General features: G+C 57.1%; 18 protein-coding genes and 1 other annotated feature. Of the genes, 2 read left to right on the top strand and 16 right to left on the bottom strand.

Going from position 1 to position 21,151, the window contains the following annotated elements:
- Window positions 1–277 precede the first annotated feature (277 nt).
- From ACTQY5_RS10545 to trpS, 3 genes are all read right to left on the bottom strand, one after another.
- Window positions 278–934 carry an Ada metal-binding domain-containing protein gene (locus tag ACTQY5_RS10545; protein ID WP_441369181.1) on the bottom strand — a complete coding sequence of 219 codons (657 nt, stop codon included), beginning with the start codon at window positions 932–934 and terminating at the stop codon, window positions 278–280.
- A 464-nt stretch (window positions 935–1,398) separates the two neighbouring features.
- Window positions 1,399–1,992, bottom strand: coding sequence for a DUF2271 domain-containing protein (locus ACTQY5_RS10540; protein WP_441369180.1), 594 nt, complete (start codon window positions 1,990–1,992; stop codon window positions 1,399–1,401).
- A 360-nt stretch (window positions 1,993–2,352) separates the two neighbouring features.
- Complete coding sequence (trpS, locus tag ACTQY5_RS10535) at window positions 2,353–3,414, bottom strand: tryptophan--tRNA ligase (RefSeq protein ID WP_288311403.1); 1,062 nt, start codon at window positions 3,412–3,414, stop codon at window positions 2,353–2,355.
- 201 nt (window positions 3,415–3,615) lie between these two features.
- Between trpS and sstT the strand changes: the two genes are divergently transcribed.
- The gene (gene sstT, locus ACTQY5_RS10530) at window positions 3,616–4,878 is read left to right on the top strand and encodes a serine/threonine transporter SstT (protein WP_022487764.1); all 1,263 of its coding nucleotides are present in this window, start codon (window positions 3,616–3,618) and stop codon (window positions 4,876–4,878) included.
- A 36-nt stretch (window positions 4,879–4,914) separates the two neighbouring features.
- Here sstT and ACTQY5_RS10525 read toward each other — a convergent pair whose 3' ends face one another.
- The 12 genes from ACTQY5_RS10525 to purE form a co-directional block, all read right to left on the bottom strand.
- Window positions 4,915–5,925 carry a bile acid:sodium symporter family protein gene (locus ACTQY5_RS10525; RefSeq protein ID WP_022487765.1) on the bottom strand — a complete coding sequence of 337 codons (1,011 nt, stop codon included), beginning with the start codon at window positions 5,923–5,925 and terminating at the stop codon, window positions 4,915–4,917.
- 47 nt (window positions 5,926–5,972) lie between these two features.
- Window positions 5,973–6,216, bottom strand: a binding site (T-box leader).
- Window positions 6,217–6,327: 111 nt separating this feature from the next.
- Window positions 6,328–7,722, bottom strand: coding sequence for a magnesium transporter (gene mgtE, locus ACTQY5_RS10520; protein WP_022487766.1), 1,395 nt, complete (start codon window positions 7,720–7,722; stop codon window positions 6,328–6,330).
- A gap of 90 nt (window positions 7,723–7,812) precedes the next feature.
- Window positions 7,813–8,145, bottom strand: coding sequence for a hypothetical protein (locus ACTQY5_RS10515; RefSeq protein ID WP_022487767.1), 333 nt, complete (start codon window positions 8,143–8,145; stop codon window positions 7,813–7,815).
- 36 nt (window positions 8,146–8,181) lie between these two features.
- On the bottom strand, window positions 8,182–9,411 hold the full coding sequence (locus ACTQY5_RS10510) for a class I SAM-dependent rRNA methyltransferase (protein WP_279126028.1): 1,230 nt from the start codon (window positions 9,409–9,411) through the stop codon (window positions 8,182–8,184).
- Between the two features lie 420 nt (window positions 9,412–9,831).
- The gene (locus ACTQY5_RS10505; RefSeq protein ID WP_308664379.1) at window positions 9,832–10,161 is read right to left on the bottom strand and encodes a hypothetical protein; all 330 of its coding nucleotides are present in this window, start codon (window positions 10,159–10,161) and stop codon (window positions 9,832–9,834) included.
- 356 nt (window positions 10,162–10,517) lie between these two features.
- Complete coding sequence (locus ACTQY5_RS10500) at window positions 10,518–12,029, bottom strand: IMP dehydrogenase (protein WP_302158094.1); 1,512 nt, start codon at window positions 12,027–12,029, stop codon at window positions 10,518–10,520.
- A gap of 148 nt (window positions 12,030–12,177) precedes the next feature.
- A complete protein-coding gene (gene purD, locus ACTQY5_RS10495; protein ID WP_022486991.1) occupies window positions 12,178–13,461 on the bottom strand; it encodes a phosphoribosylamine--glycine ligase in 1,284 nt (427 codons plus the stop codon).
- Between the two features lie 13 nt (window positions 13,462–13,474).
- The gene (locus ACTQY5_RS10490; RefSeq protein WP_441369188.1) at window positions 13,475–14,074 is read right to left on the bottom strand and encodes an IMP cyclohydrolase; all 600 of its coding nucleotides are present in this window, start codon (window positions 14,072–14,074) and stop codon (window positions 13,475–13,477) included.
- Between the two features lie 15 nt (window positions 14,075–14,089).
- The gene (purN, locus tag ACTQY5_RS10485) at window positions 14,090–14,701 is read right to left on the bottom strand and encodes a phosphoribosylglycinamide formyltransferase (protein ID WP_022486989.1); all 612 of its coding nucleotides are present in this window, start codon (window positions 14,699–14,701) and stop codon (window positions 14,090–14,092) included.
- Window positions 14,694–15,749: a phosphoribosylformylglycinamidine cyclo-ligase gene (gene purM, locus ACTQY5_RS10480; RefSeq protein ID WP_441369179.1), complete on the bottom strand. Its 1,056-nt coding sequence runs from the start codon at window positions 15,747–15,749 to the stop codon at window positions 14,694–14,696. Before purM ends, purN begins: the two co-directional genes overlap by 8 nt.
- Window positions 15,750–15,761: 12 nt before the next feature.
- On the bottom strand, window positions 15,762–17,204 hold the full coding sequence (purF, locus tag ACTQY5_RS10475; RefSeq protein WP_022486987.1) for an amidophosphoribosyltransferase: 1,443 nt from the start codon (window positions 17,202–17,204) through the stop codon (window positions 15,762–15,764).
- Between the two features lie 16 nt (window positions 17,205–17,220).
- Window positions 17,221–17,724 (bottom strand): 5-(carboxyamino)imidazole ribonucleotide mutase, encoded by a 504-nt coding sequence (gene purE, locus ACTQY5_RS10470; RefSeq protein ID WP_022486986.1) that lies wholly within the window; start codon window positions 17,722–17,724, stop codon window positions 17,221–17,223.
- Window positions 17,725–18,098: 374 nt separating this feature from the next.
- On the opposite strand from purE, the gene ACTQY5_RS10465 reads away from it, so the two are divergent.
- The gene (locus tag ACTQY5_RS10465; RefSeq protein ID WP_441369178.1) at window positions 18,099–18,572 is read left to right on the top strand and encodes a hypothetical protein; all 474 of its coding nucleotides are present in this window, start codon (window positions 18,099–18,101) and stop codon (window positions 18,570–18,572) included.
- Window positions 18,573–18,777: 205 nt separating this feature from the next.
- Here ACTQY5_RS10465 and ACTQY5_RS10460 read toward each other — a convergent pair whose 3' ends face one another.
- Window positions 18,778–21,150 (bottom strand): endonuclease MutS2, encoded by a 2,373-nt coding sequence (locus ACTQY5_RS10460; protein ID WP_022486726.1) that lies wholly within the window; start codon window positions 21,148–21,150, stop codon window positions 18,778–18,780.
- Window position 21,151: the final 1 nt, after the last annotated feature.

The following is a 21,151-nucleotide window of genomic DNA, read 5'->3' as shown; positions in this document are numbered from 1 at the left end:
ATACACTGAAATATACATTTCGTCTCTCATTCCATTATTATTGTAATTGTTCTTGTTTATGGTCATAAAGCAGCAGGGCAGGAACTTATGGATGGCAAATGTGGCCCATTTGCCGTTGAACCTATGACCCCCGGCGGCCGGGGCGGGCTCCCCTGCGGGTAGCCCCTACACCGTCGCTGTCAAGCGGCCGAGAACAACGGGGTTCTCCGATATCCCCGTCCAACTGACCGTACAAACAACATCCCGACCCCAACGCCGTAGGGGCGTGCCGCAGGCCCTAGGGTTCCATACATTTCAACTGCTGGATCAAGTACAACACATGTTTTGTTTCCTGATGCATCCGGGTCTTTTTGGCCAGTTTTTTCTGGTGATTTTTGCGGTTCTTTTTCCGGAACCTGTCATTTTTCTGCAGAGGTTCCTTCAGCAGACGCTGGGCAGCGTCTTTTTTGTATGCAGGAATTCCAGAACCGGTGATATAGTTCTGCAAGTGGCGGTGGATAAGGAACAGCGTTTCGGCAATGGAATGGAACTCCCAGGGCTGGCGATGGAACCCACGGATCAGTTCTTCCCGCTGCACAAGGGTACAGAAGCGCCGGCAGCTTTCATGATAAATCAGGATTTTCCGCAAACGGGAAGAAAAGGTAAGCAGCCAGGCTTCCAAAGGGTTGGTGATCAACAGATCATTCCCCTGTACCTGACACTGGAACCCAAAAGAATGGCACAGGCCATCCACATGCTTTTTGTCTTTTTCGTAAAGAGCCACTGGGCTCTGGTATGGATGGCACCGTTTGCAGGGCCTGTATCCCTGTGCCAGGGCTTCCTCTTCTGTATAGAAATATCCTGTATGATCTTTCTGGATGCGGCTGCAAAAAGGGCATTGCTGCAGATGGTATATTTTACGGGATATCCTTTGCTTCTTACTGTAAATCAGCATCTGTTCCACCTCTTTTCTTCTCCTGTTTCCAGTATAACAGAAGAGATGGGAGGATTTGGGGACAGAATGTCGTTCATCGTTTTGGATGCCAGATGCTCACGCATCTGCCTTTGAACATGAAAAACCGGCGGCCGGGACGGGCTTCCCTGCGGGCAGCCCCTACACCGTTGATATCAATCGGCCCAACAAAAAATCCCGGAAACGGAATTGTCGAAGATTCCGTTTCCGGGACCGTTGTATCCAACATCCCGACCCCAACGCCGTAGGGGCGTGCCGCAGGCCCGCCCTTCCGTGGCCTCCGTTTTTTTTACGTTCCCAGGAACCCGCCCAGCGGGTTCCCTCCGGCCGCTAGAGACTAGTGACTAGTGACTGTTGGCTGATGACCATCTGCCCCAGGCAGATGGTCTCCATCGGCGTAAGACGTGAGACGGGGATGTTGCCCATGCAACATCCCCGTCTGCTCCCTACGGCCGATACACCGCCTTCACCCCGGTGATCAGGTCTTTGTTCTCTTTCTTTTCCGGTTCTTTGGTGAGGCTTTCTTTCATGTCCAGGGTCTGTTCTTTGCCGCCTTTCTGGAAAGTGCCGGTCCACAGGGCATCGCTGTCCTGGTACAGGGTGGCTTCCACCACCAGTTTGTAGGTGCCGTCAGGGACGGATTTGCCGTTGTCATCTTTTCCGTCCCAACCGGCGGTCACTTTGCCGGATTGGGGGGTGGCTTTGGTAAAGGCATCCACTTTGGCCTTGTCCAACTGGGCCAGGCCGGATTTTTTCACCCACTGGGGCAGGGCCTGCTTCTTGTACCCTTTTTGGGTGGTATACCGGGTGGCGAACAGAGTCCGGACCAGTTTTCCATCCTTGTCTTCGATCCAGGCAGCCGTCTGGCTGGTGCCCTTGCCTTCTTTTTTATTGAAGGTATATTCCAAGGTCAGAGGCCCTTTGGCTTCGGTCTGGGCCGGGGCTGCCGGGGCAGCGGGCTTTTTCTCATTGCCGCAGCCGGTCACAAGGCCCACAGCCACAAGGCCGGACAAAAACAATCCCATCAGGTTACGTTTCATGGTGTTTTCCCTCCTTTTGAAGAAAGCCGCCGGTCTCCCGGAGGCCTTGGTTCGCTCCTACGGATATTTACCAATCGGACGGCAAGTCCGGGTACCCTCCAGGCGGCCGGGATGGGCTCCCCTGCGGGGAGCCCCTACGCCGTTGGTATCAGAGTTCCTCACAAAATCAAAGATACGAAAATGCCGAAAATCCCGTTTTCCCAACCCCTGCATCCACCATCTGACAGCAACGGTGTAGGGGCGTGCCGCAGGCCCGCCCTTCCCGGCCGCCGGTTTTTATACGTTCCCAGGAACCCGCCCGAGCGGGTTCCTTCCATCAGCCAGTGACCAGTGACTGTAAACTGGCCCGAAGGGCACTGCTTACTTCAGCAGATTGTCATCCTCGAAGTAGTTGATTTTCATGGCGGCGCGGACTTCGGACAGGGTCTGGGCGGCTTTGGCCTCGGCCCGGGCGGTGCCTGCCTTCAGGATGTCCACCACTTCCGGCTTCCGGGCTTCCCAGTATTCCCGGCGTTCCCGGATGGGCTTCAGTACGGACTGGAGCACTTCGTTCAGGAACCGTTTGATCTTCATGTCTCCCAGGCCGCCCCGCTGGTAATGGGCTTTCAGCTCATCCAGGTTGGCGTAATCGGGCAGGAAGGCGGCAAAATGTTCCGGTTTGCTGAAGGCGTCCAGATAGGTGAACACCGGGTTCCCTTCCACATGGCCGGGATCGCTGACCTGGATGTGGGTGGGATCGGTGTACATGCTCATGACCTTCTTCTTGATGGTGTCCGCATCATCGGACAGGTAGATGCAGTTCCCCAGGGATTTGGACATCTTGGCTTTCCCGTCCAGCCCGGGCAGCCGCAGGCAGGCCTTGTTGGAGGGCAGCACAATATCCGGTTCCGTCAGGGTTTCCCCGTAGACGCTGTTGAACTTGTGGACGATTTCCCGGCACTGTTCCAGCATGGGTTTCTGGTCTTCCCCAACGGGCACGTGAGTGGCATGGAAGGCAGTGATGTCCGCCGCCTGGCTCACCGGGTAGCAGAAAAAGCCCAGAGGCACGCTGGCTTCAAAGTTCTTCTGCTGGATTTCCGCCTTCACAGTCGGGTTCCGCTGTACCCGGGCCACGGTCACCAGGTCCATATAATAAGTAGTCAGTTCAAACAGTTCCGGGATCATGCTCTGGATGAAGATGGTGGCCTTCTCCGGATCGATGCCCACTCCCAGGTAGTCCAGAGCCACCTGGAGCACGTTCTGCCGGACTTTTTCCGGGTTTTCCGCATTGTCGGTCAGGGCCTGGGCATCGGCGATCATAAAGTAGATTTCGTCGAATTTGCCGCTGTTCTGGAGCAGCACCCGTTCCTGAAGAGAGCCTACAAAATGGCCCACATGGAGATGACCGGTGGGACGGTCCCCGGTCAGGATGATTTTCGTCATAATGATTCCTCGCCTTCTGCTGTGATCAAAAGCTGCGCTTTTTTTTGAATACTATGTATAACTATACTATGAATGGCGCTTTTCTTCAAGGCCCCGGCTTCAGTCCACCCCGAAAAAACACTTGTGTTTTGATTGTGAATTCATTATACTTATGTACGGTGATTTGTCATTATTTTCTAAAACCTAGAAAGGAAGTCAACTATGAACTCTACAATCCGTAAACTTCGTAAAATCCCATTGATCAACCAGATTGCCGTAGGCCTTGTGATCGGCATCCTGATTGCTGTGTTCCTCCCTGGCGCCGTGCCGGTGGTGGGCATCTTCGGCGACCTGTTCGTCCGTGCCCTCAAAGGGGTGGCTCCCCTGCTGGTCTTCATCCTGGTGATGAACGCCATGGTCCAGCGGAAAGAAGGGGGCGAAACCCAGATGAAACCCATCATCACCCTCTATGTGATCGGCACTTTCGCCGCTTCCATCGTCGGGGTGACCCTGTCCTTCCTGTTCCCCCAGACCCTGATGCTCCAGCTGGGGAATTCCAAGGTGAATCCCCCCAGCGGCATTGCGGAAGTGGTCCACAACCTGGTGCTGAACATCGTGGACAATCCTCTGAACGCCATCCTGAACGCCAACTACATCGGCATCCTGGCCTGGGCAGTGATCATCGGCCTGGCCCTCCACAAGGCTGCCAGCCCGGAAACCAAGCATGTGCTGGAAGACCTGTCCGCCGGCATCACCAAAGTGGTCACCTGGGTGATCCATTTCGCTCCGTTGGGGATCATGGGCCTGGTGACCCAGTCCATCAGCGCCAGCGGCCTGTCCGCCCTGATTTCCTACTTCAGCCTGCTGGGGGTGCTGCTGGGGTCCTATTTCCTGGTGGCCCTGGTGATGAACCCCATCATCGTGTACCTGAACGTCCGCAAGAACCCCTACCCCCTGGTCTGGGCCACCCTGAAGGAAAGCGGCATCTACGCCTTCTTTACCCGTTCTTCCGCCGCCAACATCCCGGTGAACCTGACCCTGTGCAAACGGCTGGGGCTGAACCCGGATACCTACACCATTTCCATTCCCCTGGGAGCCACCATCAACATGGCCGGGGCTTCCATCACCATTTCCGTGCTGAGCCTGGCAGCCGCCCATACCCTGGGAGTAGCCGTGGATCTGCCCACCGCCCTGCTCCTGTGCATTGTTTCCACCGTGGGGGCCTGCGGAGCATCCGGTGTGGCCGGAGGTTCCCTGCTGCTGATCCCCGTGGCCTGTGCCTCCTTTGGGATCAGCAATGACATCGCCATGCAGGTGGTGGGGGTTGGCTTCATCATCAGCATCATCGAAGACGCCTGCGAAACCGCTCTCAACAGCAGCAGCGACGTACTGTTCACCGCCACCGCCGAATACGCCAGAAGGGCCCGGATGGGGACTCTCAAGGCGGAGGATATGGTGCCGAAAGAGATTGAAGAGGAAGAATAAAAAATTGGGGTGTGAAAGAATTCACACCCCAATTTTTTATTTTGCTCTCACCATGGCCGGCTTCAATTCCCCTTCCTCTTCGTACTGGGAATCGAACCGTTCATTCAGGTAATTGGTGTACAGATAAGCCAGGACAGCACCGGAGATGTTGTGCCAGGCGCTGAAGATGGCTCCCGGTACCCCGGCCATGGGCATGGAGGCGAAATGGGCCTTGGCCAGGCCGGTGGCCAGACCGGAATTCTGCATCCCCACTTCGATGGACAGAGCCACCATCTGTTTCCAGCTCATGCCGGTAAGTTTCCCAATGGCAAAGCCCAGCAGGTACCCCAGCACATTGTGGAGCATCACCACCAGCAGGATCAGTCCGGCACTGCTTAAGATGGCGTTCCGGCTGGCCCCGATGATCCCGGCGATCAGGAAGCTGATGACCATGCTGGAAACGGCGGGCAGGTAATCCACCGCTTCTTTGGCGAACTTGGGGAAGAAGTTCTTCACAGCCAGGCCCACCCCGATGGGTACGAACACGATCTGAAGGATGGAAACGAACATGCCCACCGGATCAAAGGAGATCTGCTTGCCCACCAGAAGCCAGGTGAGCAGCGGAGTCATAAGAGGGCTGAGCACCGTGGAGCAGCTGGTCATGGTCACAGAGAAAGGCACATCCCCATGGCTCATGAAGGTGATCACGTTGGAGGAAGTGCCTCCCGGGCAGGTGCCCACCAGCACCACCCCAACGGTCAGAGCCGGATCCAGATGGAAGGCTTTGGACAGCAGGAACGCCAGGAAGGGCATAACGAAATACTGGGCGCAGACCCCGAAGAAAATGTTCTTGGGCTGTTTCAGCACCAGGGCAAAATCATGAAGGCTGGTGGTCATCCCCATGCCGAACATAATGATTCCCAGCATTACACTGAGAATGGACACCCCGTAGGCCTTCCCCAACACCCAGGCAAAAGCGTGGGGGGCAAAGATCCCGATGCCCAGGAACACCACGGCGATAACGCCGAAATACTTGCCGATCAATCCGCATACTTTCTTCAAATCCATTTTCCTCATCCTTTCTGTTTCCGGAAACAAAAAAGCTCCGTCCCTGTAAAAGGGACGGAGCATGCTCCGCGATACCACCCATATTCCCCCGGGCCTTCCGGCCTGGGAGCACTCTGCAACGTACCAACATACGCGTTTCCACTAACGGGGATCAGCCGTCCGGACTTAATTTTGCTTCAGTCCGTCTCTTCCGGGAGGATTTTCCTTTCGGCCAGGCCGCCGGTTCACACCATCCACCGGCTCTCTGGAGGCACGCATCCAGAAAGTACTCTTTCCCATCATCAGATTTATTTATGAAGTTGTTTTGCTCTTCCTTGAAAAGCATGCCCTTATCTTACGAGGATAAGGGCATTTTGTCAAGAAAATATCCACGATATAAGAAAAACTTTTTAAGAGCAGGGATTATTGTAACAAATATGGCAAAAACAGTTTGGCCAGGCCCAGGAAAATGAAGAACCCGCACACATCGGTAAAGGTGGTGATGAAGATACTGGAGGCCACGGCCGGGTCGTAGTTCAGGGCCTTCAAAACCACCGGCACCAGGAAACCCACCAGGGCCGCGATCATCAGGTTGCAGATCATGGCCACCAGGATAATGAGCCCCAGGGCCAGGTTGTGGTTCATCCACACGATCACCGCTCCGGCGATCACCCCGTTTACCAGGCCGTTGATGAAGCCCACGGCAATCCCCCGGAGGATCCGGAGCCCGTTGCCGTGGAGCTTGATGTCCCCCAGAGCGAGGCCCCGGACCACCACAGCCAAAGTCTGGGTCCCGGCATTGCCCCCCATGCCGGCTACAATGGGCATGGCGGCAGCCAGAGCCACCACCTGGCTGATGGTGTCTTCGAACAGAGAAACCACCGAGGATGCCAAAAACGCCGTCACCAGGTTGATCAAGAGCCAGGGAAGCCGGAGCTTCACGCTTTCCAGCACCGTGCTGTCCACGTCTTCTTCCTTGCTGACACCGCCCATTTTCAGCATATCTTCGGTGTTTTCTTCTTCGATGACATCGATGATATCGTCAACGGTGATGATCCCCAGCATCCCTTTCCGTTTGTTCACTACCGGGATGGCATGGAGGTCGTATTTGGATACCAGACGGGCCACGTCTTCCTGGTCCGCTTCCGGCTCCACGGAAATCACATTGTCCTCCATGATGTCGTTTAAGGTGTCATAGTTCTTGGCCACCAGCAGTTCCCGGAGGGACACGGTACCCACCAGCTGTTTTTTCTCATTGAGCACATAGAGGATGTTGAGTTCTTCCGTCTTGGGGGCGATTTCCTTGACCTTTTCCAGGGCCTGGCTCACCGTAAGAGAATTGCGCATGGAAATGTATTCGGTGGTCATGATCCCGCCTGCGGTGCTTTCCCCATAGCCCAACAGGTTTCGGATCACTTCCTGGTCGCTGGATTTCATCAGCTTGACCAGTTCCTTCCGCCGGTTGGCGGGCATGTCTCCCAGGATATCCACGATATCGTCCTTGGACATGTGCTGGAAAATCCGGATGATCTTGTTCAGATCGAACAGTTTCATGATCCGGACCTGGAGTTCATCATCGGCCTGTTCGATGATTTCAGCCATCTGCTGGTCCGGCAGGATGGTGGCCAGGAACACGATATCGCTGTCGCTGGCTTCTTCCAGGGCATAGGCCAGGTCGATGGGGTGGGAATCTTCCACCAGCTTCAGGACCGCGTCCTTGTCTTTCCGGTTCAGGGCGGAAATCAGTTCATTTTCTACCCGTTCTTCCAGTTCTTCCTGTTTTTCTTCTACAGAATGGTTTTCTTTCTGTTCATCCATGCTGCACACTCTCCCCTCATGAGTCCCCGTCCTCCCCGGGGCCTTTATGGTGGGAAAGGCTGACCTTCCCCGGTCAGCGTTCCCCCGCTTTTACTTCCGCGTCAATGCCACGTCGTCCGACGAAAGCCATCCCACGGCGCCGTCAAAGCGGATGCATAGATTGTAGACTTTGTTTTCCACCGCGTTCCGGGTCTGGTTGATGGGTACAAAAATGGTCCCTTTGGGATAGAACCCCAGGGTCAGGCTGTCCTTGCCCGGCTCTGCGTAAAAGGGGACCCCGTTGCGGGTGGTCATCATGATGATTTTAGACTGCTGAAACCGTTCTTCCGTGGTGGAAGCATGGGCGGTGCCGGACAGTACCGGCAGGGCACCCACACTGACCAGGGAACAGAAGGCCAGAGCCAGGGTGATTTTCTTGAACATGGGACACCTCATTTCTCAGGAGGATGCCGCAAGGGCTTACACCACCTGGAAGATATAGAATTTCAGATAATCGGTTTCCGGCACATTGTACAGGATCGGGTGATCCGGAGCCTGCTGCCGGGCTTCCACCTGGCGCAGGGAAACCGCTGCATCCCGGGCCGCTTCGTGGAGCATTTCCACAAACAGCTCGCTTTTCATGAAATGGCTGCAGCTGCAGGTGGCCAGATAGCCTCCCCGGGGCAGCAGCTTCATGGCCTTCAGGTTGATTTCCTTGTATCCCCGGAAGGCGCTTTTCACTGTGTGGCTGCTTTTGGTGAAGGCCGGGGGATCCAGGATGATGAAGTCGAAGGGATGCTGCTTCTTTTCCTCCAGCTCCGTGAGATAGTCGAACACATTGGCTTCCACAGTCTGGATTTTGTCTTCCAGGCCGTTGAGGGCAAAGTTTTCCCGGGCCCGCTTCAGGGCTTCTCCGGAAATATCCACCGCCGTAACGCTGGCCGCTCCCCCTTTGGCTGCATTGAGGGCAAAGGGACCGGTGTGGGTAAAGCAGTCCAGTACATGTTTGCCGGCACAGATCCGGGATACCGCCAGCCGGTTGTATTTCTGGTCCAGGAAGTAGCCGGTTTTCTGGCCGTTCACCACATCCACCCGGTACTTGAGGCCGTTTTCCGTGATGATGGGCATCAGGTCCTTTTCCGTCAGGGTGCTACCAGGGATATCCGCAATGCCCTGGCCTTCCGTCAGGCCTTCCAGTTCCCGGATTTTCACATCGTTCCGTTCGTAGATGCCCTTTACCTCTTCTCCCATGGCCCGGAGCAGCTTCAGCAGCAGGGTGAAGATCATGGTTTTCCGCTGTTCCATGCCAAGGGAAAGCACCTGGGCCACCAGCACGTCATTGAACCGGTCCACGGTGAGCCCCGGGAATCCATCCGCTTCTCCGAAGATCAGCCGGCAGTCTTTGAAATCTTCACCGGGCATGACGGTTTTCCGGTAATCCAGGGCGTACTGGATCCGCCGTTCGAAAAAAGCTTCGTCGAACCGGTCATTGGCGTTCCGGGAAAGGAGCCGGACCCGGATCTTGGAATGGTCGTTGTAGAAGCCGGTGCCGATGTATTTGCCCTTCTTCTCGCTGACCACGTCCACCAGGTCCCCGTTTTCCACAGGGCCGGCAATATCCAGCACTTCGTCTCCGAACACCCAGGGATGCCCGCCCCGGGCCATTTTTTCCCCTTTGCGGGTAATGGTCACTTTCGTATAGTCACGCATGCGCTTCTCCGTCCTCCCGGTAAATGTCGTATAGTTTATTGTACCATATGTAACGGGTGATGGGAACGGGTTTTGGTATGCAAAAAAGGTGCTGTTGCAGGAGCAACAGCACCTTAGTCAGCGGTCCACGGTCAGCTGTCAGCGGCCAAAGGAAGGCAAACCCATCCGCATTTGCCTTTGAACACAGCCCTCCGGGCGGCCGGGATGGGCTCGCCTGCGGCAAGCCCCTACGCCGTTGGGGTCAGGGGATTTCCTTCGGTCCCCAGGGCCCTTTGTTCTCCCACACTCCGACTCTGACGGCGTAGGGGCGCGCCGAAGGCACGCCCTTCCCGGCCTCCGGTTTTCTCCATTCAACAAAAATTTGCCTGCAAATTTTTTTCATCCGGCTGTTGACCGTTGACGGGGCTGCCAGACATCCCTTTACCTCCCAAATATCCTGTCGATCAGCCCCTGGATCCCGCTGGGGTCCTTTTTGGGCTGGGGCTGGGGCGCCGGGGCCGGGGCGGCCGGGGTCTCCTGTTCCCGGGCCTTCCGGGTGTTTTCGTCCAGCTTCCCCACCTGCTTTTCCAGGCTGGCCAGGCTGTTTTTCAGATTGGTGTCATCGTACCGGGTGCCCACAATGTCCCGTTTCATGCTCCGGACTTCCTTTTCCAGCAGCAGCTGCTGGCTGTCCAGCCGGAGATACAGCCCGAAAGTGCACAGCAGATTCCCCGCCAAAAGCCCCACCACGATTTTCTGGAACCCAGTCATACCACGCCTCCTGAAAAAATTTTCCCCATTGTAGCACAATGGACGGTCAACGGTCAACAGCCAAAGGAAGGCAAATGCATCCGCATTTGCCTTTGAACACAGCCCTCCGGGCGGCCGGGATGGGCTCGCCTGCGGCAAGCCCCTACACCGTTGGAGTCAGGGGATTTTCTTCGGTCCGCAGGACCCGTTGTTCTCCCACACTCCGACTCTGACGGCGTAGGGGCGCGCCGAAGGCACGCCCTTCCCGGCCGCCGGTTTTCTCCATTCAACAAAAATTTGCCTGCAAATTTTTTCATCCGGCTGTTGACCGTTGACAAAAAAGGGCTGTTGCTCACGCAACAGCCCTTTCACCCGCATCATTTCGGATAATTGGAAGAAGAATTCTCTTTCAGCAGCACATCGTGTGCCCCGCCTTCCACCAGGCTGGTGGCGGATACCAGGGTCAGTTTGGCCTTTTTCTGCAGTTCGGGGATGGTGAGAGCCCCGCAGTTGCACATGGTGGACCGCATCTTGGAGATGGTCAGGTTCACGTTGTCTTTCAGGCCGCCGGCGTAAGGAACGTAGGAATCCACCCCTTCTTCGAAGGACAGCTTCTTGTCCCCGCCCAGGTCATACCGCTGCCAGTTCCGGGCACGGGCGGAACCTTCGCCCCAGTATTCCTTCATGTAGGTGCCGTTGATGTTCACCTTGTTGGTGGGGGATTCGTCGAACCGGGCGAAATACCGGCCCAGCATCAGGAAGTCGGCGCCCATGGCCAGAGCCAGGGTCATGTGGTAGTCGTACACGATACCGCCGTCGGAGCAGATGGGCACATAGATGCCGGTTTCCTTGTAGTATTCGTCCCGGGCCTTGGCCACTTCGATAACGGCAGTAGCCTGGCCCCGGCCGATCCCCTTCTGTTCCCGGGTGATGCAGATGGAGCCGCCGCCGATACCGATCTTCACAAAGTCAGCACCGCATTCTGCCAGGAACCGGAAGCCTTCCGCGTCAACCACGTTGCCGGCCCCTACCTTGACGGAATCACCGTATTTGTCCCGGATCCATTTCAGGGTCCGTTTCTGCCATTCGCTGTAGCCTTCGGAAGAGTCGATGCACAGTACGTCCGCACCGGCTTCCACCAGGGCCGGTACCCGCTGTTCATAGTCACGGGTGTTGATGCCGGCGCCTACCACATGGCGTTTCTGGCTATCCAGCAGTTCCAGGGGATACTGTTTGTGGGTGGAATAGTCTTTCCGGAACACCATGTACATCAGGTTGCCCTCTTTGTCGATAATGGGCAGGGTGTTCAGTTTGTGTTCCCAGATAATATCGTTGGCCTGTTTCAGGGTGATGTCGCTGCTGCCGACCACCATGTCAGCCACCGGAGTCATGAAGTTCTTGACCTGATCTTCCATGTTCATCCGGCTGATCCGATAGTCACGGCTGGTAACGATCCCTTCCAGATGGCCGTTCTTGCTGCCGTCGCTGGTAACAGCCATGGTGCTGTGACCGGTTTTTTCCTTCAGAGCCAGTACATCGGCCAGGGTGCTGTCCGGACGCAGGTTGGAATCGCTGACCACGAACCCGGCCTTGAAGCTCTTGACCCGGGCCACCATGGCGGCTTCGCTTTCGATGGTCTGAGACCCGTAGATAAAGGAGATGCCCCCTTCCCGGGACAGGGCGATGGCCATGTTGTCGTCGGAAACGGACTGCATGATAGCGGAAACCAGGGGAATATTCAGGGTCAGAGCCGGTTCTTCACCCTTTTTAAATTTCACCAGCGGAGTCTTCAGACTCACATTTGCCGGAATGCATTCGCTGGAAGAATATCCAGGAACTAAAAGATACTCGCTGAAAGTATGGGCAGGTTCATCATAGATAAAAGCCATTGTATATCCCCCTTTGAAATATTTTTCTCATTTTAGCACCAGTCTGTCACAAATGCAACAGGTTTTTCTGGTCTTTTCCTTCAGAAGTCTATCTGTTACGGAAACAGACCGCAGGGGCTGGAATACTTCTGCGGTCTGTAACATCATCTTATTTCGTCTTCAGCCGGCGGAGGGCTCTCCAGGCAATGTCCTGGCGGAAATGGGCCCCGTCGAAGTGGATCTTGTCCACCGCGTCATAGGCTTTCTGCTGGGCGGCAGGGATGCTGTCAGCCACAGCAGTGACTCCCAGCACACGGCCTCCGTTGGTGAGGATCTTCCCGTCCTCTTCCCGGGTGCCGGCGTGGAACACCACCACGTCTTCCATGGCTCCTGCAGCCTTCAGGCCGGTAATGGGCAGACCCTTTTTGTAGGATCCGGGATAGCCGCCGCTGGCCATGACCACGCACACGGCGGACTTGTCGCTCCATTCCACCATTTCAGGCTTCAGGGTGCCTTTGGCGCAAGCCACCATGATCTCTGCCAGGTCGCTTTTCAGCAGGGGCAGCACCACCTGGGTTTCCGGATCCCCGAACCGGGCGTTGAATTCCACCACCTTCACGCTGTCCCCTTTAATCATGAGACCGGCGTACAGGCAGCCGGAATAAGGCCGTCCTTCCTTGGCCAGGGCGTCCACAATGGGCCGCAGCACTTCCTTCACGGTCTTTTCCTTCAGGGCGTCGGTCATTACCGGTGCCGGGCAGTAAGCCCCCATGCCCCCGGTGTTGGGCCCCTGGTCTCCGTCGTTCACCCGTTTATGGTCCTGGGCAGCCAGCATGGGCACAATAGTCTTCCCGTCGGTGAAAGCCAGGAGGGAGGCTTCCTCCCCTTCCATGAACTCTTCGATGACCACCCGGTTGCCGGCGCTGCCGAACTTGTGGGCACCCATCATTTCATCCAGGGCATCCAGGGCTTCGTCCTTGGTCATGGCCACCACGACCCCTTTGCCGGCAGCCAAGCCGTCTGCCTTGATCACAATGGGGGCGCCTTTTTCTTCCACAAAGGCTCTGGCATCTGCCAGGTTGTCGCATACTTTAAAGAAGGCGGTGGGCACTCCGTACTTCTCCATCAGTTCCTTGGAGAAGATCTTGGAGCCTTCGATTTCCGCCGCTTTGGCACTGGGCCCGAAAATGGTCAGACCCCGGGCGTTGAACACATCCACGATGCCGGCCACCAGAGGAGCTTCCGGCCCCACCACCGTCAGATCGATGGCGTGCTTTTCCGCCCAGTCCGCCAAACCGTTCAGATCCGTAATGTCCAGGTTCACACATTCCGCCAGGTCCTTCATGCCCGGATTCCCGGGGGCTGCGTAGAGTTTCGTCACCTTTTTGCTTTGGGCCAGCTTCCAGACCAGGGTATGTTCCCGGCCGCCGCCGCCAATTACCAGTACCTGCATGCTAAGGCCTCCCTTATTTTTCGCTGTCCAGCTGCTTCTTCAGATAGGCTGCAATGGCCGTATCGTATTCCGCCGTATGGGCAAAGGCTTCCTGGGCCAGCATTTTCCGGGTGTGGAGATCGATGTCCCCTTTTTCCTTCAGCAGGTGGATCAGGTCTTCATACCGGTCCGGATTGGTGATGATCACCACATCGTGGAAGTTCTTGGCAGAAGCCCGGACCATGGCCGGACCGCCGATGTCGATGTTTTCGATGGCTTCGGCTTCGGTTACATCCGGTTTGGCAATGGTCTGCTGGAAGGGATACAGGTTCACCACCACCAGGTCAATGGGCTGGATCCCGTTCTTCTTCATGTCTTCCATATGTTTGGGATTGCTGCGCACAGCCAGGATGCCCCCATGGATCTTGGGATTCAGGGTCTTTACCCGGCCGTCCATCATTTCCGGGGTCCCGGTTACGTCGCTTACGTAGGTCACCGGCACGCCAGCTTCCTTCAGCACCTTCATGGTGCCGCCGGTGGAGATGATTTCCACCCCATTGTTGTTCAGGAAATAGCCCAGCTTCACAATGCCGGTCTTGTCAGAAACGCTCAGTAATGCTCTGCGAATTTTCAGCATGGATTGTTCTCCTTATTTACGGATTTTCACTTTCCGGCCGTTTACAGTCAGCCGGTCTTCCGCCCACAGCTTCACCACTTCCGGCAGGATGGTATGTTCCTGGACCAGGATCCGGGCGGCCAGGGTGTCATGGGTATCTTCGTCCAGCACAGGTACGGCGGCCTGCATGATGATGGGGCCGGTATCCATCCCTGCATCCACAAAGTGGACGGTGCAGCCGGCGATCTTCACCCCGTAGTTCAGAGCCTGTCCCTGGGCATCCAGTCCCGTAAAGGACGGCAGCAGGGCCGGATGGATGTTGATGATCTTGTGGTACCAGGAATTCACGAAATCCCCGCTGAGGATCCGCATGAATCCGGCCAGCACCACCAGTTCCACCCCTGCTTCCCGGAGGGTCTTGTCAATGGCGGCTTCGAAGGAAGCCTTGTCCACAAAATCCTGACGGGCAATGGCGCAGTGAGGGATCCCCATCTTTTCCGCCCGCTGGAGGGCATAGGCTTCCGGACTGTCGCTGATCACCACGGCGATTTCGATGGGCAGGTTTTCTTTTTTGATTTTGTCGGCCACGGCCTGGAAATTGCTTCCCCGGCCGCTGACCAGTACCCCGATTTTCCGTTTAGTCACCGAAAACCCCGCCTTTCATCACGGTCTTTTTGGTGCCGGGCACCACATGGCCCAGTTCGTAGAAGGTTTCCCCGTTTTCTTTCAGATGAGCCCGGACGGCGTCGGCTTCGGAAGGATCCACCACCAGCACCATGCCAACCCCCATGTTGAAGGTCCGGTACATTTCCTTCACCGGAACATTGCCCCATTCCTGGAGCTTTTTGAACACAGCGGGCACTTCCCAGGCGTCTGCATGGACTTCCGCGTCACAGTTTTCCGGCAGGATCCGGGGAATGTTGTCATAGAAGCCGCCCCCGGTGATGTGGACCATACCGTGGAGATCGAATTTTTTGATCATGGGCAGGATGGTCCGGGGATACAGCCGGGTGGGAGTCAGCAGTTCCTCACCCAGGGTTTTGCCGAATTCCGGAATGTAGGTGTCCACCGTGAAGCCCTGAGCTTCGAAGCAGATTTTCCGTACCAGGGAGAACCCGTTGGAATGGACCCCGGTGGAAGGCAGACCCAGGAGGACGTCCCCGGCCTTCACCTTGTCCCCGGTGATCATCTTGCTCCGTTCCACCACGCCTACGCTGAAGCCGGCGATGTCGTATTCGTCATTGGCATAGAACCCGGCCATTTCAGCGGTTTCCCCGCCGATCAGGGCACAGCCGCTTTCCTTGCAGGCATTGGCCACCCCTTTGACGATGTCGGCGATTTTCTGGGATTCCACCTTGGCGGTGGCGATGTAATCCAGGAAGAACAGAGGTTCCGCCCCCTGGACCAGGATATCATTGACGCACATGGCCACGGCGTCCTGGCCGATGGTGTCGTGACGGTCCATCATAAAGGCGATCTTCAGCTTGGTGCCCACACCGTCGGTACCGGAAACCAGCACCGGATCCTGGTATTTGTTCCCCAGGGCAAACAGGCCCCCGAAGCCCCCCAGGTCCCCGATGACTTCCGGACGGTAGGTGGCCCGGACGCTGTCCTTCATCAGTTCCACGGCTTTGTTGCCGGCGTCGATATCCACCCCTGCATCTGCGTATGTAATGACCTTTTTCTCGCTCACGCTGTTTCCTCCTTAGCAACCCAGTTCAAACTGTAATTTGGATCCTTTTTTCATTTCTTTATCTGCTCCATCCGGATAATGGGAATTGAAGCAGGCATAGCACATATCATCGGGTTTCAGCACGGACAGGCTGGCCCGGAGTCCTTCCATGGTAATGTAATGGAGGCTGTCCGCCTTGATGTACTGGCGGATCTCTTCTTCCGTCTTGCTGGCGGCGATCAGTTCTTTCCGTTCGGAAGTGTCGATGCCGTAGAAGCAGGAATCCATTACAGGGGGCGAACTGATGCACACGTGCACCGCCGTGGCTCCCGCATCCCGGAGCAGCTGGACGATCTTGCCGCTGGTGGTGCCCCGGACGATGGAGTCATCCACCATCACCACGGATTTCCCTTCCACCAGGCTCCGGTTGGCGTTCAGTTTCAGCCGCACCGCATTGAGGCGCTGTTTCTGGGTGGGCTGGATGAAGGTCCGGCCGATGTATTTGTTCTTGGTGAGCCCTTCCACAAAGGGGATCCCGGCTTCCAGGCCGTAGCCGATGGCTGCAGGGGTGCCGGAATCGGGCACGGAAATCACCACATCCGCCTTGATCCCCCTGGTTTCCCGGGCCAGGATCCGTCCCATGTTCAGACGGGCCTGGTATACGCTTTCCCCGTCGATGATGCTGTCGGGACGGGCGAAATACACGTATTCGAAAATACAGTGGGCACAGTGGGCCGGTTTGTGGGTGCTGTACATGATGCTTTTGGGTTCTGTTTCCTCGTTGTCGATGACGATCATTTCCCCGGGCTTCACGTCCCGCACATAGTGGGCCCCCACCAGATCCAGAGCGCAGGTTTCACTGGCCACCACCCAGCCGTGGTCCAGCCGGCCCAGGCACAGAGGCCGGAAGCCGTAGGGATCCCGGAAGGCGATCAGCTGGTCATCGTTCATGATGAGGATGGCAAAGGCACCCCGGATGGTGTCAGCCGCTTCCGCCACCCGTTCCGGCAGGGTCTTTTTCCGGCTCCGGGCGATCAGGCTCAGCACCACTTCGCTGTCGATGGTGGTCTGGAACACCACCCCGTCGTTGGCCAGTTCCTTCCGGAGCTGGGCGGCGTTGGTCAGGTTGCCGTTGTGGCTGAGGGCCAGGTTGCCCCCGTCATAGAACACCTTCAGCGGCTGCACATTGTAGGGCATGCTGGCCCCGGTGGTGGAATACCGTACATGGCCGGCGGCAATGCAGCCGTCCAGGCCCTTCAGTCCGTCCTTGAACACATCGTTCACCAATCCCATGCCCTTTTTGATGTGCATGTGCCGGCCGTCGGTGACAGCGATGCCGGCGCTTTCCTGGCCTCTGTGCTGGAGAGCGAACAGCCCCCAGTAGGTATTCAGTGCCACGTCGTCTTTCTTGGAATAGATGCCGAAGACCCCGCATTCTTCATGGAGCTTGTCTTCCGCAAAAAACTTGTCCCCCATAGTTCCTCCCGTTTCCTTATGCTTTGGCAGCGGCGGCTCTGGCAGCAGCCAGTTTTTCCCCTTTGGCTTTCACTTCTTCCTTCATCTTGGCCCGGGCTTCCGCCAGTTTGGTCACCAGTTCCGGATACTTCACCGCCAGGATCTCCACGGCGAAGATGGCGGCATTCTTAGCCCCGTTGATGGCCATGGTGGCCACGGGAATGCCGGAAGGCATCTGCACGAAGCTCAGGAGAGAATCCATCCCGTTGAGAGGGGTGGCGTTGATGGGAATCCCGATCACCGGCACCGTGGTGAAGGCGGCGATGAATCCGCCCAGATGGGCCGCTGCACCGGCGGCGGCAATGATGACTTCCACACCCCGGTCACGGGCGCCGGCGGCGAATTCCTGTACCAATTCCGGAGTCCGGTGGGCGCTGGCCACCACTACTTCCACCTCTACCCCGAATTCCTTCAGAGTTTTTTCCGCAGGTTCCAGCACCGGCCAGTCCGAATTGCTTCCCATGATAATTGCTGCTTTCATTCGTGAGCACCTCCAATAAAAAAGGCCCTTGATACCGCCCGCACAGCCAGTGTTCAAGTTTCTCAGAGCCAAACCACCACAATAATTTATACTCCTATTCTATCAACGGACCGGGGCTCTGTCAATGTTTTATCGAACTTTTATAACATAAGTTACACTATCGTTCGAAAAGGGAGAGGCAGCCAGGTGGGTAAGTGGCTAGGTGGGCGGCAGGATGGGAGACTCTGCTCCAACCGTAGGGGCGGCAGGCCCGGCCGCCCGCAAAATGAGCCGCCAGCCACCGGATGAGCGGGCAGCCCGCCCAGGACCGCCGTACCCCCTTTTGTGCAGCAGCCCCTCCAATATGCTATAATAGGACCAAAGAGGTGATTCCCATGAAACAATCCATTTGGAAACGGTTTTTCCTGACCATCCTTACGGCCTTTTCCGTCTGCGGTTCGGCGCTGGCGGCCGGGGCCATTCCGGTGCCCAAACCCGGGCGGATCGGCTCTCCTGTGCCCCGGCCCACGGTGCCGGTGGGCGGCTTCCAGAATCACAGTCCCATTCCCACTCCCGTTTACACTCCTGTAACCCCCTCCCGTCCCATCCAGGTCCAGAAGATCCCCCTCCGGCCCATTGTCCAGCCCATGACCGAGTCCCTGGCTCCCACCGGGAAACAGGTGGGGGTGTTCAAACCCAACCTGACCCTGTTTTCCTGGGCTTCTCCCCGGGATATCGGAACCCCCTTCGGCCGGACCTTCCTGAACAATCCCAAGGATTCTCTGGCCTGGTGGAAGCCTGCCAGCGCCATCACCCAGGGAGACATCTTTCAGAGCCGTCTGGCAAGGCTGGTGGAAGAGGTGAAGTGAAAAAAATCCTGCTGCAGCCTGCAGCAGGATTTTTTTGTCAGCGGTCAATGGTCACTGGACGAAGGAGAGCATCTGCCAAAGGCAGATGCTCCTGAAGGGAAACGCAGCCCTGAGGGCTGCGTTTCCCTTCAAAGAAACCCGCCAGCGGCGGGTTTCCTCCTCCGGCCGCCGACCGTTGACAGCGCGGCGCCCAGGCACCGCGCTTTTATTTCACCCACACAATGGTGGCCCCGAATCCCCCTTCATTCAGGGGGGCCATTTCGGTTTTCAGCACATTGGGATGCTGGTCCAGGTATTCCAGGAGGCCTTTCCGCAGCATGCCGGTGCCTTTCCCGTGGACCAGACGGAACCGGTCCATCCCGGCCAGCAGGGCATCGTCAATGGCCTTGTCCACATAGGGGATGGCTTCATCCACGGTCTTGCCCCGCACATCGATCTGCACCGTGGCGTCCTGGGCCTTCTTCACAAACAGGTTGTGGCCCTGGCTGGTGCTCTTCTTCAGGGTCCGGTGGGTGCTCCGGGGCTGGCTGGGCGCTTCCTTCAGCAACAGGCAGTCCTTCAGCTTCAGATTCATCTTCATGATCCCGATCCGCACGGTGACTTCCTTGCCGTTCAGGGCCACAATGGTGCCGCTCTGGCCGATTTTCTTCACATACACCTTCTTGCCCACCGCCGCATTGCCGCTGGTGAGCCCCTGACCTTCCGGCATGGGCTTCCCGTCAATGGAGAAGTTCTTGTTCAGCACCTTCCGGGACAGTTCCGCCAGCTGTTCCACCTTCCGGCTTTCCACCATGTCCTGGTTGGCCCGCAGTTCCTTCAAAATGGAAGTGGATTCCCGCCGGGCGTTCCGGTACAGTTCGTCCGCCTGTTCCCGGGCCTTCCGTAAAATGGCGTTCCGGCTCTTTTCCAGGTCCTGCTTCTGACGGGTCAGTTCGTTCTTCAGGTATTCCGCTTCCCGCTGGAGGGAGGCGATTTCGTCCTTCCGGCTTTCATATTCCCGGCGCTCCCCTTCCAGGTTCTGGAGCACCCGTTCCATATTGCTGTGGCCTTCTCCGATGAAGGTCTTGGCTTCGTCCAGGATCTCCTGGGGCAGCCCCAGCCGTTTGCTGATGTAGAAGGCGTTGGAACTGCCGGGCACACCCATGAGCAGCTTGTAGGTGGGCCGGAGGGTTTCCGGATCGAATTCCACACTGGCGTTTTCCATACCCTCATGCTCGTAGGCAAAGGTCTTCAGTTCGCTGTAGTGGGTGGTCATGATGGTAAGCACCTTTTTGTTGTACAGGTACTCGATCATGGCCATGGCCAGGGCCGCCCCTTCGGTGGGATCAGTCCCTACGCACACTTCGTCCACCAGCACCAGGTCCCCTTCCCGGACTTCATCCAAAATGGAGATCATGTTCTTCATATGGCCGGAGAAAGTAGACAGGCTCTGTTCAATGCTCTGTTCATCCCCGATATCCGCATAGACACCGCCGAACACCGGCAGGATGGCTTCTTTGGCCGGGACGAACATCCCTGCCTGGGCCATGAGGGCGAACACCCCCACGGTCTTTAAGGCCACGGTTTTCCCGCCGGTATTGGGGCCGGTGATCAGCAGGGTGGTGAAATCGTCCCCCAGGTTGATGTCCAGAGGCACCACCTTTTCCTGGTCCAGGAGAGGATGGCGTCCCTGGGTAATCCGCAGCCGCTGCTGGAGGATCATCATGGGCCGGCAGCAGTGGAGCTTCTGGGCCAGGGCGGCCTTGGCACCGATGAGATCCACCTGGGCCGCCACTTCCAGGGAGCTGAGGATGTTTTCCGCCTCGCTGCCCACATGGCCGGTGAGAGTCCGGAGGATCCGTTCCACTTCTGCCTGTTCCTCCAGCCGGTATTTCTTGATGTCGTTGTTCAGGTTCACCACTGCCATAGGTTCCACGAACAAGGTGGCCCCGCTGGCGCTCTGGTCATGGACCACCCCGGGGAAGTTCAGCCGGTATTCCTGTTTGATGGGGATTACGTACCGGTCTTCCCGCATGGTCACCAGGGCATCCTGGAAGTATTTCTGGTTGTTGGGATCGTGGAGGATATTGGTGAGTTTGTCCTTCACCCGGTTCTTGGCCGCCAGGATCCCGGTGCGCAGGCCCTGGAGCTTTACGGAAGCGTTATCCTTGATGTTCCCCTTTTCATCCAGGGCGCTGGACAGCTGCTTGCTCAGCCGGGTGAAATCCCCCAGCTGGGGACCATAATCCCGGAGGGCCGGAGCGTTTTCCGTGTCTTCCAGCAGGAACTGCTTCAGATGCCGGAGCCCGTCGATGGTGTCTCCGATGGCCTTGAAGTCTTCCGGCTCCAGGATGCTCCCTACCCGGGTCCGTTTCACCAGGGGACTGATATCCGTCATGCCCCCCAGGGGCAGCCGTTTCCCTTCGTCCAGCAGCTGGACGGCTTCGGCAGTTTCCTCCTGGGCCAGTTTCACCTGTTCGAACCGGCTGGAGCTCACCAGGTCCAGGGCCAGTCTCCGGCCCAGAGAAGTCCCTGCCTGGTCCGCCAGGAGCGCCTTCACTTTATCGAATTCCAATGTATTGACAGCAAATTTCCCCATG

Source organism: Acidaminococcus sp. HCP3S3_H5, assembly GCF_052122235.1.
Taxonomy (GTDB): domain Bacteria; phylum Bacillota; class Negativicutes; order Acidaminococcales; family Acidaminococcaceae; genus Acidaminococcus.
This window is presented reverse-complemented; position numbering and strand designations above follow the sequence as displayed.